The organism is Melittangium boletus DSM 14713, from assembly GCF_002305855.1.
Taxonomy (GTDB): domain Bacteria; phylum Myxococcota; class Myxococcia; order Myxococcales; family Myxococcaceae; genus Cystobacter; species Cystobacter boletus.
The window spans coordinates 3,816,666-3,829,547 of record NZ_CP022163.1 but is presented as its reverse complement, the minus strand read 5'-3'; the positions used below and the strand labels follow the sequence as shown (position 1 = coordinate 3,829,547).

The 12,882-nt window shown below is 69.2% G+C and carries 13 protein-coding genes; 8 read left to right on the top strand and 5 right to left on the bottom strand.

Translation table 11 applies throughout. The features are described 5' to 3' along the window. Positions 1 to 47 precede the first annotated feature (47 nt). The 6 genes from MEBOL_RS16185 (at position 48) to MEBOL_RS16160 (ending at position 5,170) form a co-directional block, all read left to right on the top strand. Complete coding sequence (locus tag MEBOL_RS16185; RefSeq protein ID WP_245919809.1) at positions 48 to 2,180, top strand: hybrid sensor histidine kinase/response regulator; 2,133 nt, start codon at positions 48 to 50, stop codon at positions 2,178 to 2,180. A gap of 147 nt (positions 2,181 to 2,327) precedes the next feature. Then, the gene (locus MEBOL_RS16180) at positions 2,328 to 2,699 is read left to right on the top strand and encodes a sodium:proton antiporter (protein WP_095978283.1); all 372 of its coding nucleotides are present in this window, start codon (positions 2,328 to 2,330) and stop codon (positions 2,697 to 2,699) included. Next, positions 2,699 to 4,075 carry a complex I subunit 5 family protein gene (locus MEBOL_RS16175; RefSeq protein ID WP_095978282.1) on the top strand — a complete coding sequence of 459 codons (1,377 nt, stop codon included), beginning with the start codon at positions 2,699 to 2,701 and terminating at the stop codon, positions 4,073 to 4,075. Before MEBOL_RS16180 ends, MEBOL_RS16175 begins: the two co-directional genes overlap by 1 nt. Continuing rightward, positions 4,072 to 4,563, top strand: coding sequence for a Na+/H+ antiporter subunit E (locus tag MEBOL_RS16170; protein ID WP_095978281.1), 492 nt, complete (start codon positions 4,072 to 4,074; stop codon positions 4,561 to 4,563). Before MEBOL_RS16175 ends, MEBOL_RS16170 begins: the two co-directional genes overlap by 4 nt. A 17-nt stretch (positions 4,564 to 4,580) precedes the next feature. Then, positions 4,581 to 4,853: an MrpF/PhaF family protein gene (locus tag MEBOL_RS43650; protein WP_095978280.1), complete on the top strand. Its 273-nt coding sequence runs from the start codon at positions 4,581 to 4,583 to the stop codon at positions 4,851 to 4,853. Continuing rightward, complete coding sequence (locus tag MEBOL_RS16160) at positions 4,850 to 5,170, top strand: cation:proton antiporter (RefSeq protein ID WP_095978279.1); 321 nt, start codon at positions 4,850 to 4,852, stop codon at positions 5,168 to 5,170. The genes MEBOL_RS43650 and MEBOL_RS16160 overlap by 4 nt, the downstream gene beginning before the upstream one ends. Positions 5,171 to 5,219: 49 nt before the next feature. On the opposite strand, the gene MEBOL_RS16155 is transcribed toward MEBOL_RS16160, so the two are convergent. Both MEBOL_RS16155 and MEBOL_RS16150 read right to left on the bottom strand, forming a co-directional pair. Next, complete coding sequence (locus tag MEBOL_RS16155) at positions 5,220 to 5,642, bottom strand: hypothetical protein (RefSeq protein WP_095978278.1); 423 nt, start codon at positions 5,640 to 5,642, stop codon at positions 5,220 to 5,222. A gap of 129 nt (positions 5,643 to 5,771) precedes the next feature. Continuing rightward, positions 5,772 to 6,704: a heme-dependent oxidative N-demethylase family protein gene (locus MEBOL_RS16150; RefSeq protein ID WP_095978277.1), complete on the bottom strand. Its 933-nt coding sequence runs from the start codon at positions 6,702 to 6,704 to the stop codon at positions 5,772 to 5,774. Between the two features lie 172 nt (positions 6,705 to 6,876). On the opposite strand from MEBOL_RS16150, the gene MEBOL_RS16145 reads away from it, so the two are divergent. Beyond that, entirely contained in the window at positions 6,877 to 8,661 is a 1,785-nt protein-coding gene (locus tag MEBOL_RS16145) for a thiamine pyrophosphate-requiring protein (RefSeq protein WP_095978276.1), read from the top strand. A 17-nt stretch (positions 8,662 to 8,678) separates the two neighbouring features. Here the strand turns inward: MEBOL_RS16145 and MEBOL_RS16140 are convergent, their stop codons facing one another. The 3 genes from MEBOL_RS16140 to MEBOL_RS16130 form a co-directional block, all read right to left on the bottom strand. Then, entirely contained in the window at positions 8,679 to 9,824 is a 1,146-nt protein-coding gene (locus MEBOL_RS16140) for a hypothetical protein (protein WP_095978275.1), read from the bottom strand. Positions 9,825 to 9,891: 67 nt separating this feature from the next. Further along, entirely contained in the window at positions 9,892 to 11,148 is a 1,257-nt protein-coding gene (fabF, locus tag MEBOL_RS16135; RefSeq protein WP_095978274.1) for a beta-ketoacyl-ACP synthase II, read from the bottom strand. A 17-nt stretch (positions 11,149 to 11,165) separates the two neighbouring features. Continuing rightward, positions 11,166 to 11,771 carry a TetR/AcrR family transcriptional regulator gene (locus MEBOL_RS16130; RefSeq protein ID WP_095978273.1) on the bottom strand — a complete coding sequence of 202 codons (606 nt, stop codon included), beginning with the start codon at positions 11,769 to 11,771 and terminating at the stop codon, positions 11,166 to 11,168. Between the two features lie 465 nt (positions 11,772 to 12,236). Between MEBOL_RS16130 and MEBOL_RS16125 the strand changes: the two genes are divergently transcribed. Then, complete coding sequence (locus tag MEBOL_RS16125) at positions 12,237 to 12,845, top strand: CHAP domain-containing protein (RefSeq protein ID WP_095982814.1); 609 nt, start codon at positions 12,237 to 12,239, stop codon at positions 12,843 to 12,845. Positions 12,846 to 12,882 lie beyond the last annotated feature (37 nt).

Genomic DNA, 12,882 nt, shown 5'->3' with positions numbered 1-12,882 from the left:
GACCCTTGCTTGACGGCTCCCAGGTCGGGGGTGTTGTGTGGAAATCCGTGGCCACTCCCCTGGATCTGATCGCGCAGTCCGAACGTCTCACCGTGCTCGAGGCGGACAACGCCCGCCTCCGAGAGGCCCTGCGCGAGGCGGAAGCCGCGCTGCGCGCGAGCGAGGAGCGCTACCAGCTCATCCTCGGGGTGTCGGAGTTCGTGGGCACCTGGGACTGGGACATCCTGAATGATCGGCTGCTCGCGAACGAGCGCGTCGCCGAGTTCTTCGGGTTGGACGCCGCCCAGGTGGCCTCGGGCGTTCCCCTGTCGTCCTACGTGGCCGGCATCCATCCCGAGGATCGCGAGCGCGTGTGGGAGGCGGTCTCGCGCACGGTGGACTCGGCGGGGGTGTTCGCCGAGGAGTACCGGCTGCTCGGACGGGATGGCTCGGTGCGCTGGGTGTTCGCCCACGGCCGGTGTGCCCGGGACGAGCGAGGGCGCTCCACGCGTTTTCCGGGCGTGATGTTCGACATCACCGGGCGCCGGCGGTCCGAGGAGGCCCTTCGCGAGCAGGAGGCCTACCACCTCGTGGAGGTGGACCTCACGCCCCAGATTTCCTGGACGGCGGACGCCGAGGGCCGGGTCGACCGCGTGCCCGCTCGCTGGTTGGAGGTGACGGGGCACCCGAGCGAGGACGCCCTCGGGGACGACTGGCTGCGGCTGGCCCACCCGGAGGATCGCGCGGCGACGAGCGCGGCCTGGGCGCGGGCGGTGACCTCGGGGAATACCTACGACGCGGAGTACCGCATGCGCGTCGCGGACGGCCGCTACCGCTGGATGCATTCGCGGGCCCTGCCCCGGCGGGATGCCCAGGGCCGCATCCTCGGCTGGCATGGAATCACGCAGGACGTGCACGACCGGCGCAGCGCCGTGGACGCCCTGCGCGAGCTGAACGAGACGCTGGAGTCGCGTGTGGCCGAGCGCACGCATGAGCTCGCGGCGGCCAATGAACGGCTCCAGGCGGAGATGGGCGAGCGCGAGCGCGCCGAGGCGGCGCTGCGCCAGGCGCAGAAGATGGAGGCGGTGGGGCAGCTCACCGGCGGCATCGCGCACGACTTCAACAACCTGCTCTCCGGCATCATGGGCTCGCTGTCGCTGCTGGAGAAGCGGCTGGAGCTGGGACAGGTGGATCAGGCGGGGCGCTATATCCGCGCGGCCACCTCCTCGGTCAACCGCGCGGCGGCGCTCACCCACCGGCTGCTCGCCTTCTCGCGGCGCCAGCCCCTCGAGCCCCGGCCGGTGGATGCCCACAAGCTCATCATGAGCCTGGAGGAACTCATCCGCCGCACGCTCGGCCCCTCCATCCAACTGGAGGTGCCCGCGGGGGAGTCGCTGTGGCCCACGCTGTGCGATCCCAACCAGCTGGAGAACGCGCTGCTCAACCTGGTCATCAACGCGCGGGACGCGATGCCCTCGGGGGGGCGGTTGCGGCTGGAGACGGTGAATATGCACCTGGGGCCGGACGACGTGGCGGCGCAGCGGGACGAACTCCCGGGTGACTACGTATGCATCCGCGTGTCCGACACGGGCAGCGGCATGACGCCGGATGTCATCGCCCGGGCCTTCGAGCCCTTCTTCACCACCAAGCCGCTGGGCCAGGGCACGGGCCTGGGCCTGTCGATGATCTACGGCTTCGTGAAGCAGTCGGAAGGGCACGTGCGCATCGACAGCCGGGTGGGCGAGGGCACGAGCGTGGCGTTGTTCCTGCCGCGCTTCGAGGGGGCCGTGGGCGAGGTGGGGACGGCGGTGGGCGCGGCGGAGACGCCCCGGGCCGAGGGCGAGACGGTGCTGGTGGTGGAGGACGAGGCGCTCCTGCGCGAACTGGTGGTGGAGATCCTCGGGGAGCTGGGCTACCGCACCATCGAGGCCGAGGATGGCCCCGCGGGCCTCAAGGTGGTGCAGTCCAAGAAGCAGCGGATCGACTTGCTCGTCACGGACATCGGGTTGCCGGGGCTCAACGGGCGCCAGCTGGCGGACGCCGCGCGCGAGTCGCGTCCGGGACTCAAGGTGCTCTTCATGACGGGGTACGCGGAGAACGCCGTCTTCGGCAATGGCCTGGACTCGGGCATGCAGATGATCACCAAGCCCTTCAACCCGGACGCGCTCGCCTCGCGGGTGCGGGAGATGTTCGAGGCGTGAAGGCGCGCGGAAACGTTCCGTAACGGACGTGGCCGGCGGGCCCCGGCGAGGCGTGGGCCCCTTGGGGCGGTGGCCCTTGTATGAGGAGGGGGCTATGCGTCCTCGCTTCCTCATGCGCCCACCCGGGAGGCGCGTCTGAACGCCGCCGTGGCCCTGACGGTGGGGATTCTCTTCGGCGTGGGGGTGATGCTCACGCTGAGGAGGGACCTGGTGCGCATGGCGGCCGGGGGCCTGCTCGTCACCAACGCCGCCATCCTCTTCACGCTCTCCACGGGCTTCGCCCACCGGGGCGAGCCGCTGCTGCCGGACGCGGACGGCCGGCCGATGACGGACCCCCTCGCCCAGGCGCTGGGGCTCACGGCCATCGTCATCGGCTTCGCCACCTCGGCGCTGCTGCTGGCGCTCGTCTACCGCATGCACGAGCAGCACGGCTCCATCGACCTGCGGGACATGGTGCACGCGGAGCTGGAGGAGGAGCGCACGCTCAGCCAGGAGCCCGAGCCGCCGGAGGACGCCTGATGCCGTTGGTGTTACCGCTCATGGGGGCCTGGGGGCTGGCGGCGGTGCTCGCCTTCCTGGACGGGCGGCGCAAGGCCGTGGCGTGGTTCGCGGTGGTGGGGCTCGCGGGGGTGCTCGCGGCGAGCCTGGCGCTGTTGCCCGCGGCCATGTCCGGCGCCACGCCGCGGCTCGTGGCGGGAGGCTGGCCGGAAGGGGTGGGCATCCGCCTGCGCGCGGACCTGTTGTCGGTGCTCTTCTGCGCGGTGACCAACACGGTGCTCCTGGGGGCGCTCCTGTGCGAGCTGCTGGAGGGCATTGGCACGCGCAGCTTCCCGGCGCTGGTGCTCTTCCTGTCCGCGGGGCTCACGGGCGCCTTCCTGACGGCGGACGTCTTCAACTTCTACGTCTTCTTCGAGCTGTCCATGGGCTCGGCCTTCGCGCTGGCGGGCTATGGCCGGGGCGTGGCGCCGTTCCGGGCGGGCTTCACCTTCGTGGTGGTGAACCTGATGGGCTCGGTGCTCTTCCTCACGGCGGTGGTGATGCTCTACCAGGCCACGGGGACGCTGGACATGGCGAGCATCTCCGAGTGGGTGGCCAATCCCCACACGCGGCGGCTGGACGTGGCGGGGGCGCTGCTGCTGAGCGCCTTCGGGGTGAAGCTGGGCCTGTTCCCCTTCCACTTCTGGGCGCCCGCGGTGTACCGGGGCGTGAGCACGCCCATCGCGGCCATCCTCGCCGGAGCGCTGGCCAACATCGGCGGCTACGGGCTGGTGCGCTTCGGCCCGGGGCTGTTGAGCAACGAGCTCGCGTACTCGGACTGGGTGCTGGCGGTGCTCGGGGGCGCGAGCCTCGTGTACGGGGCCTTCCTGGCGCTGGCGCGGCAGGTGCCCGCCGAGGTGCTGGCGTACTCCTCCATCGCCCAGGCGGGCTACATCTTCACGGCGTTGGGACTGGGCTCGACGCGCGGGGTGGCGGCGGCGGTGCTGCTGGCGCTGTCGGGCTCGCTGGACAAGGCGGTGCTGTTCCTGGCCACGGGGCTCAAGGGCATGCGGGCGCGGACGGCCTTCGCGGCGGCGGCGTTCAGCTCGGCGGGGCTGCCGCTGTCGGTGGGCTTCCTGGCCAAGACAGAGCTCCTGAGCGCGGCGCTGCGCGAGGAGCGCTGGTGGCTGGCGGGCTTCGTGGTGCTCTCGAGCGTGCTCTTCCTGGTGGCGCTCTTCCGGACCTTCCAGCGCCTGTACTGGGTGGACTCCCAGGCGCACGAGGCGCCCGGTGCGGCGGCGGGCGGGGTGGTGCTGGGGCTGGCGCTGGTGGGCGTGGGGGTGGGGGTGTGGCCCGAGCCCCTGCTGTCGTTGGGCATGCGGGTGGCGGAAGCGCTCGCCCAGGGGGTGGAGCCATGACGCGCTGGGTGGGGCCGTGGCTGCTGCTCACCTGTGTGTTCCTGCTCATGGTGGGCAACGTGGACCCGTGGAACGTGCTGGTGGGGGCCGGGGTGGCGGCGGCGCTGCTTCGATGGAGCGGGCGCTGGCTGATGGACGGACGGCCGCCCGGGAAGCTGGGCCCGAGGCGCGTGTGGGGCTTTGGGGTGTTGGCGCTCGCGGTGCTGGCGGACGTGGTGCGAGGCACCTGGCGGATGATGCACGTCATCCTGGGGCCGAGCCCGGGGGCGAAGCAGGGGGTGGTGGAGGTGCCGCTGGGCGAGCGCACGGAGGGAGGCGCGCGGGTGTCGGCGCTGGTGGCGTCGATGGCGCCGGGCTCGGTGCTGCTGGACATCGACTGGGAGCGGCGGGTGATGCGCTTCCACATGGTGGATGCGTCGCGGGCGGACGAGTTCCGCGCGGACATGGAGCGGTTCTACCGGGAGCGCCAGCGGGCGGTGTTTCCCTGAGGGACAGGAGGCTCGAGGTGCACGACGGGGTCTTCTACGTGGCGCTGGTGTGGCTGATGGGGCTGCTGGCGGTGTTGGTGGTGCTGGCGGTGAAGGCGCGTTCGACGCTGGACGTGGTGCTGGCGCTGGACACGCTGGGGCTGGTGTTCGTGGCGGTGCTGGGGCTGTTCAGCGCGTGGCGGGGAATCACGGGCTACCTGGACGCGGCGCTGGTGCTGGCGCTGGTGTCCTACGTGCAGACGGTGGCGGCGACGCGGCTGCACACGGGCCAGAAGGCGAGGCCGCGATGATGCACGAGGCGCTGCGGTGGGTGGCGGACGTGCTGGTGCTGGTGGGGCTCATGGCGGTGACGGTGTCAGTGGTGGGCATCATCCGCATGAGGGGGGTGCTGATGCGGGTGCAGGCGGCGGGGCAGGCGGTGCTGGTGGGCATCATCATCGTGCTGATGAGCGCGGTGGGCTCGGGCGAGTGGGCGCTGGTGGGCCGGGCGGTGCTCGTGGCCGTGTTCCTGCTGCTCTCCGCGCCCCTGTCCGCGCACGCCATCGCCCAGGCGGCCGCCCGTGAAAGGGAGGCGAAGGCGGAGGGGCAGGACGAGGGCCCGCGCTGACGCGGCTTGAGGCCGCACGCCTCGTCTCTCGCGAGTCGGATGGTGGTTATTACGGTTTCTTGATTTGGATGATGTGAACCCTGGGCTCGAGTTTACAGACCATGTGGAGTTGTCTTCCATTGGCGATCCTCAGATTGAAATGAGGATTCGGGTCTGGATCATGCTTCGCGCTTCCCACGCCTCCCTCATGGATTCCCGCCGTGACGTACCATCCGTTGCCGCGCATGGCATCCAGCAGCTGACCGGCCATGTATTTCCGGCTGAGTTCGGGTGTTTCCCCCGGGATGCTATAGCCCACGGGTCTCTGCTTGGCGTCATCGAGCAGGTCCACCACCATGTCGGCGGTCAGCTTCTGGTACAGATACTCCGCGAGGGCTGTATTGTTGCCCTCTTTGTCGAGGTATGGGCGCTGGGTGTTTCGCTTGCCTTCGTAGTTCGCGATGATTTGGCTGCGGACTGTGTGATTGATCATCGGGCCCCCGGGTGAAGCGCGGAGTCTAAACCGCCTGACGGTGTTCACCGAGAGTGAAAATCCACTGCCCCTCCGCGGGCATTCCATCAGTCGAAAACCAGACGCATCACCCCGGGCCGCGGTGAGGGGCTACCCTGACCTCGCCTCGGCCTCCAGGTACGCCACGAGCGCCGGCAGGAAAAGGGTGATGCCTTTGTAGTCGGCCAGCTCGGGGGGAAGGGTGCGCAGCACGCCCGCGAGGCGGCGGCGGCGCTCGGGGTCCTCCACCTCGTGCGCCACCGGGGCGACGTAGGTGTGGATGGTGAAGAGGATGGCCCCTGTCTCCGGCATCACCGAGAGCGTCTGGCGCTCCAGCCGCATGAAGCACCGCTCCCCGGCGTTGCTCGGAGTGACGCTCTGACGCAGGGCCAGCCACTCGGCCCGGGTCCAGGGGGCCAGGTCCAACTGCGCGGTGACGGCGATGCCCCAGTTGACGCGGGTGACGGCTCGCCCTGGCTTGAGCCCCTGCATCAGCTTCACGGTGCTGGGGCCCAACTGGGCGTTGAATCCGGGCACCGGGGCGTGCACGTCCAGCACTGGCAGCCCCAGCTTGTCGGCGAGGCACCAGCCGGCGGGAAAGCACAACTGGCCCGCCATGAGGGGCAGGCCCTCGCGCGTGCCGTCCATCAGCAGAAGGTCCTCCTGCACCTGGCGGCCGAGCCAGTCGAGCGGGGCCTGGGGCAGGCCCTCCGGCTCGCCCGGCGTGAAGCGGAGCTCCGTGCCGAGCAGGTGGTTCCTCCAGTGCCACTGGCCGCCCTCCTCCCGGTCCAGGGCGAAGTGCCGGGGGTGCTGAGAGGCCATCAGGGGCAGCACCGTCGTCACGGTCTCCCACTGCGCGGCCTCCGTGCCCGGAAGGGCCGCGAAGCGCACGTGGCGGGGCTCGGCGAGCAGCCGCTCCTTGAGGGCGACTTCGTCGCGGTAGTGCGCTTCCTCCACCTCGATGAGGGTCTCGTCGGCCCGGAGCGCGCGCACTCCCAACCTCATGGCGAAGACGTCCTGATCGAAGGGAAAGTAGGGCAGCACGGTGGGAGTCTAACCGCGCCACGTTTTCCCAGGCCATGACGCAGGGCGGCCAACCAGGGGGGCCCTCGGGTGAGGGGGGCTAGGACGAGACGGGCTGCGAGGCGGATGCACCCTGGGCTCAACCCAGGTGGGTCGCGTGCCTACCGTGTCCGGAAACCAAGGGGCATGCACCATGAGCGGAACCGTCGGCGACTACCTCCTCTACCGCCTGAGCCAGTGGGGCGTCCGGCGCATCTACGGCTACCCGGGAGATGGCATCAACGGCCTCCTGGGCGCGCTGGGCCGCAACTCCGAGTTCCAGTTCATCCAGGCGCGGCACGAGGAGATGGCGGCCTTCATGGCCTGTGCGCACGCGAAGTTCACGGGCGAGCCCGGCGTGTGCATGGCGACGTCGGGGCCTGGTGCCATCCACCTGCTCAATGGCTTGTACGACGCGAAGCTGGACCATCAGCCCGTGGTGGCCATCGTGGGCCAGCAGGCGAGCATGGCCCTGGGCGGGGCCTATCAGCAGGAGGTGGACCTCCAGGTGCTGTTCAAGGACGTGGCCAACGAGTTCATCACCACGGTGACGCATCCCTCGGCCATCCGCCACGCGGTGGACCGGGCCCTTCGCATCGCCCGGGCCGAGCGCACGGTGACGTGTGTCATCCTTCCCAATGACATCCAGGACATGCCGTACGAGTCGCCGCCGATGAGGCACGGCACGGTGCACTCGAGCGTGGGCTACAGCGAGCCGCGCGTCATTCCCCAGGAGCAGGACCTGAGGCGAGCGGCGGACGTGCTCAACGCGGGCAAGAAGGTGGCGATGCTGGTGGGCGCGGGAGCGATGCGCGCGGCGGACGAGCTCATCGAGGTGGCGGAACTGTTGGGCGCGGGCGTGGCCAAGGCGCTCCTGGGCAAGGCGGTGTTGCCGGACACGCTGCCCTACGTGACGGGCGCCATCGGCCTCTTGGGCACGCGTCCCAGCTACGACATGATGATGGGTTGCGACACGCTGCTGATGGTGGGCACGAGCTTCCCGTACTCGGAGTTCCTGCCTCCCGAGGGCCAGGCGCGGGGTGTGCAGATCGACCTGGATCCACGCATGTTGGCCATCCGCTACCCGGTGGAGGTGCCGCTGTCGGGAGACTCGAAGGAGTCGCTGCGGGCGCTCATTCCGCTGCTCAAGCGCAAGGAGGACCGGAGCTGGCGTGAGCAGGTGGAGAAGGGCGCGCGCCGGTGGTGGAAGGAGGTGGAGGGTCAGGCGATGGTCACCGCCAAACCCCTCAATCCCGAGCGCGTCTTCTGGGAGCTGTCGCCGAAGCTGCCGGATGGGGTGATCATGGCGGCGGACTCGGGCACGTCGGCCAACTGGTTCGCGAGGGACTTGAAGATTCGCGAGGGGATGATGACGTCCCTGTCGGGGAACCTGGCCACCATGGGGTGCGGCGTGCCGTATGCCATTGGCGCCAAGTTCGCCTACCCCGACCGGCCCGTCATCGCGTTCGTGGGCGACGGCGCCATGCAGATGAATGGCAATGGCGAGCTCATCACCATCGCGAAGTACTGGAAGGAGTGGAAGGATCCGCGGATGGTCATCCTGGTGCTCAACAACCGGGACCTGAACATGGTGACGTGGGAGCAGCGGGTGATGGCGGGGGACCCGGAGTACAAGGCCTCACAGGAGCTGCCGGACTTCCCCTACGCGCGCTACGCGGAGTCCATCGGCTTGCGCGGCATCCGGGTGGACAAGCCCGAGCAGCTCGCCGACGCGTGGGACCGGGCGTTGACGGCGGATCGGCCGGTGGTGTTCGAGGCCTACGTGGACCCGACAGTGCCGCCGCTGCCGCCGCACATCACGCTGGAGCAGGCCAAACACTTCTCCGAGGCGCTGCTCAAGGGAGACCCCAAGTCCAGGGGGGTCATCGGCCAGTCCATCAAGGCCATGGTGGAGAAGCTCAAGCCCACCAAGAGCTGACGCGCTTCGGCGCGGGTTCAGGCGTTGGTGCAATCCGGAGGATTGCTGGCCACGCGGATCAACTCCTGGGCCATCCACTTCGTGTCCAGGCCCACGTAGTTCATCATCTTGGTCTCCTGGCTGGGTTTGGGGTTCCAGTCCAGGGGCGCCAGGAAGATGGTGGTGGCCCGCTTCTCGGTGTAGGCGCTGGCCCCGAAGGTGGAGAGGTTCCACACCGTGTTGGCGTGGACCTTGTAGTCGATGTTGTGGCGGCCCAGCTCGGTGGGGGCGCTGCCTCGGGTGACCAGGCTGGAGAGCCGGTTGGTGATGACCTCCATGGTGCCCGCGCCCAGGCTGTTGGTGGCGGGCCAGCCCTCCAGTTGGAAGAAGGTGTTGATGCGCTTGTGGTTGATCGTCGGCGTGGGCGCGGCCCATGGGGAGCCGCCGTAGCTGCCCCCGACGAAGGCCACGTCGAGTGCCCCGTGCGAGGTGGGGCCGAACAGCAGCGAGACGATGGTGGGGCACTTGTCCTGCGGAGCGGTCTCCCCGATGGGGGTCTTCGGGTAGTAGACGCCGCGATCCTTGTACAGCGAGCCCGTCATCCCTCCCAACAGGTTGCCGACCGCCCCATAGTGGGAATGCATGGGGGCGGTGCGCGTGCGGTCATTGAGCTTCCCCTTGCCGCCCGTGGAGCCGGGGGCGACCAGCGCGTAGAGGCTCTCCAATCCCTGTCCACCGAGGTCCTCGTTGCTGTGGAGGGCCACGAAGTGGGCGCCCGAGGCGAAGTACTTGAGGAACAGCTTGATGTTGCCTTCGTGGAACTGCTTGAACTGAGAGGAAGTGAAGATGCGGTGGCGCACGTACTTCCTGATTTCGTAGATGGGCAGGCCGCTGGTCGTCTGGGAGACCCGGGTGAAGTCCGGCACGTACATGGCGAGCCGGTTGCGCCACATGTACTCCTGCAGGAACTGCAACACGAACCGGTCCCCCTCATGATGTTGGGGCATGTCGCCGACCGAGCAGAACAACTTGTACCAGTGGCCGATGAGGGCGGAGAGCTCGTCGTCCTTGAGGAGAAAGGCCACCGTCTCGTTGTCCTGGATGGCGCGTTGGATGGCGATTCGCAGCCGATCCTCGCGAGAGAAACATCCATCCAGGAGGTCATGCGCGTTCTTCAGGTTCATGGCGGGCTCCAGTCCGGTTTGTCCATGATTCCACGAAGTTCCGGACTGGAACAAGGAGGTGCGAGGTTCAGCCGAAGCGCTTGAACACGAGCACCGCGTTGGTGCCGCCAAAGCCGAACGAATTGCTCATCACCGCGTCCACGCGTTGCTCGCGCGGCTGGTTGGGCACGCAGTCGAGGTCACATTCGGGGTCGGGCATGGTGTAGTTGATGGTCGGGGGGATGACCCCACCGCGCAGCGTCAACACGCTCACCACGGCTTCGGCGCCCCCCGCCGCGCCCAGCATGTGGCCCGTCATGGACTTGGTGGAGGACACCGCGAGCCCCCGCACGTGGGGGCCGAAGACGCGCTGGATGGCCTGGGTCTCGCTGGCGTCGTTGAGCGGCGTCGAGGTGCCGTGCGCGTTGATGTAGGTGATGTCCTCGGGATTGAGCCGCGCCGACTCGAGCGCCAGGCGCATGCAGCGCGCCGCGCCCTCGCCTCCGGGGGACGGCTGCGTCACGTGGTACGCGTCCGAGTTGGTGCCATAGCCCACCAGCTCCGCCAGGATGCGGGCGCCGCGCTTCTTCGCGTGCGACAGCTCCTCGAGCACCAGCATGCCCGCGCCCTCTCCCAGCACGAAGCCGTCCCGGTCCCTGTCGAAGGGGCGGCTGGCGGCCGCGGGGTCCTCGTTGCGGCGGGACATGGCCTTCATCACGGAGAAGCCGCCCAGGGCCAGCGGGGTGATGGCCGCCTCGGCGCCGCCCGCGATGACGGCATCACACTCGCCCAGGCGGATGGACTTCCAGGCCTCGCCGATGGCGTGGGCGCTCGTGGCACAGGCGGACACGGGCGACCAGTTGGGCCCCTTGCAGCCGTAGCGGATGGAGATGAGCCCGGGCGCCATGTTGATGATCATCTGGAGGATGAAGAAGGGCGAGAGCCGGTCGAACCCCTTCTCCATGCCCTTGGCATATTGCTCCTCCAGCGAGGAGATGCCGCCAATGCCCGAGCCGACGATGACGCCCACCTTCTCGGGCGCGTAGCCGTGAGGGGCGTCCGGTCCAATGGGCAGCCCACTCTCCTGGACGGCCATCTCCGCCGCGGCGAGCGCGTACTGGGCGAACAGGTCCATCCGGCGCGCTTCGCGCTTCTCGATGAACCGCTCGGGCTGGAAGTCCTTCACCTCTCCGGCGATGCGGGTGTCGATCTTCCCCACGTCGAAGCGGGTGACGGGCGCGATGCCGGACTGCCCGGCCATCATCGCGCGCCAGTTCTTCTCCGTGCCAGTCCCCAGGGGGGTGATGAGTCCGGTTCCGGTGATGACGACTCGACGCTCCGACATGGGTGTCTCCAGCTGCCTCACGCGCGCGGGGGCGGGGGAGGCTCTTGGGTGAGGGCGGCCGTGCCGAGCTCCTGGGCGGCCTCGAGGAATTCATCGCTCAGGCGCGTGCCGCGGACGGCGCGGGACAACGACAGCGCGCCGTACATGAGGGCGAACACCCCGAGTGCCTTGCGCCGGGACTTCTCACCGGGGCCGAGCAGGGCGCTGAACGAGCGCAGGAACTCGGCGAGCTCGCCCTCCAGCGCTCCCCGGTAGGGCTCGCCTTCCCGCGCGACCTCGGGGGCGATACTCGGCAGAGGGCAGCCGGAGTCCGCGCGGTCGCGGTGCTCGCGGGACAGGTAGCGCTCGAGGACGATGAGGGCGGGGGAACGGCTCGGGCCGCCTTCCGCCGTCGCCCGGTGGAGCAGCCGGTTCCACAGGGTGCGGGCCGTGGCGCGGATGGTCTCGGTGAAGAGGTGCTCCTTGGAGTCGAAGTGGCCGTAGAAGCCCCCCACGGTGAGGCCCGCCCCCTTCATCACGTCCATGACGGAGCTGGCGCGGATGCCCCGCTCGAGCAGCAGCGTGGCCGCGGACGCGAGGATGGCTTCATGGGACTTCTGCTTCTGTTCCGACTTCTGGCTCATGCGGTGGCTTCGCTCCCGAGCGCGCGCGACGTGCGCCGCATGCGCCAGGGGTATCATATGGGGATGATGGATGTAATATGATGAATGTAATGGGGCAAGGGAAGGGTGCACCTCGGCCTGACCGCATTCGTGGTTCCATACTCAGGGTAAAATTATTCCGTCGCAGGTCTCTTTTTTCCGTTGGGGTGGCAATCACTTTCCGAGAGGCGTGCACCCTCGAACGGGCCCACACGACAGGGGGCGCAGGGGAAAGGTGGGTGTTTTTGGCCAGGAGACTTGTTCCCAGGGCCAGAGGGGGTGGCATGACGCTCGCAGTGCGCCCCGCGCGAAACGCTCAAGGGGGGTCGCTTGTTGGTCCGCGGAACGCTGCGCAGTGTGTGGGTCACGTGCGTGATTGGAGCTCTCGGAACGGCATCGTTGGTGGGGATGCATCGCGCGTCCGCGGAGTTGGGACGTGCGCTGTGCATGTCCAGGCAGGCCGCCGCGACTCCGCCGACGGGACTCGAGGCGAAGGCCAAGGAGACGGTCCAGGCCGCGGTGAAGGCGCCCGGAGTGACGCGGGCCCTGTGGGGTCAGCGCGTGGCGCGGCGCGCGGCGGGCCTGGTGGGGGAATCGGTGATTCCCGCGCGGGTGCCCAATGACTGCTCGGGGCTCGTGCGCGTCGCGTACTACTCGGTGGGGGTGGAGCTGCTGCACCGGCCCCGGCGCGAGGAGAACGCGGTGACGGCCATCTACCGGCGCGCGGCGGCGCTGGGCGCGGTGCACTGGGGCAAGCCCCAGGTGGGAGATCTCATCTTCTTCCGCGAGACGTATGACCGGAATGGAGATGGCCGGCGCAACGATGGCCTCACGCACGTGGGCATCGTCGAGTCGGTGGCGAGCAATGGCACCGTCACCTTCGTGCACCGGGTGGGCCCGGGGGTGATGCGCAGCCGGGTCAATCCCCGCTTCCCCTCGGTGTACAGCCGGGGAGGCCGGATCTTCAATGACTTGCTGCGCCGGGCCGAGGGCAAGGAACCCCCGCGCCTGACGGGGGACTTGTTCGTGGGCTACGCCTCGTCCGCGCGGCTGTGAGTGAGACGCCCGGGCGGGTCCGGCCCCGTGGAATGGT

Excerpts from the sequence above, each read along its gene's own strand:
- MEBOL_RS16175 (WP_095978282.1), top strand. The coding sequence starts at position 2,699 with ATGCCGTTGGTGTTACCGCTCATGGGGGCCTGGGGGCTGGCGGCGGTG.
- MEBOL_RS16170 (WP_095978281.1), top strand. The coding sequence starts at position 4,072 with ATGACGCGCTGGGTGGGGCCGTGGCTGCTGCTCACCTGTGTGTTCCTG.
- MEBOL_RS16160 (WP_095978279.1), top strand. The coding sequence starts at position 4,850 with ATGATGCACGAGGCGCTGCGGTGGGTGGCGGACGTGCTGGTGCTGGTG.
- MEBOL_RS16155 (WP_095978278.1), bottom strand. The coding sequence starts at position 5,642 with ATGATCAATCACACAGTCCGCAGCCAAATCATCGCGAACTACGAAGGC.
- MEBOL_RS16145 (WP_095978276.1), top strand. The coding sequence starts at position 6,877 with ATGAGCGGAACCGTCGGCGACTACCTCCTCTACCGCCTGAGCCAGTGG.
- MEBOL_RS16140 (WP_095978275.1), bottom strand. The coding sequence starts at position 9,824 with ATGAACCTGAAGAACGCGCATGACCTCCTGGATGGATGTTTCTCTCGC.
- fabF (WP_095978274.1), bottom strand. The coding sequence starts at position 11,148 with ATGTCGGAGCGTCGAGTCGTCATCACCGGAACCGGACTCATCACCCCC.
- MEBOL_RS16130 (WP_095978273.1), bottom strand. The coding sequence starts at position 11,771 with ATGAGCCAGAAGTCGGAACAGAAGCAGAAGTCCCATGAAGCCATCCTC.
- MEBOL_RS16125 (WP_095982814.1), top strand. The coding sequence starts at position 12,237 with ATGTCCAGGCAGGCCGCCGCGACTCCGCCGACGGGACTCGAGGCGAAG.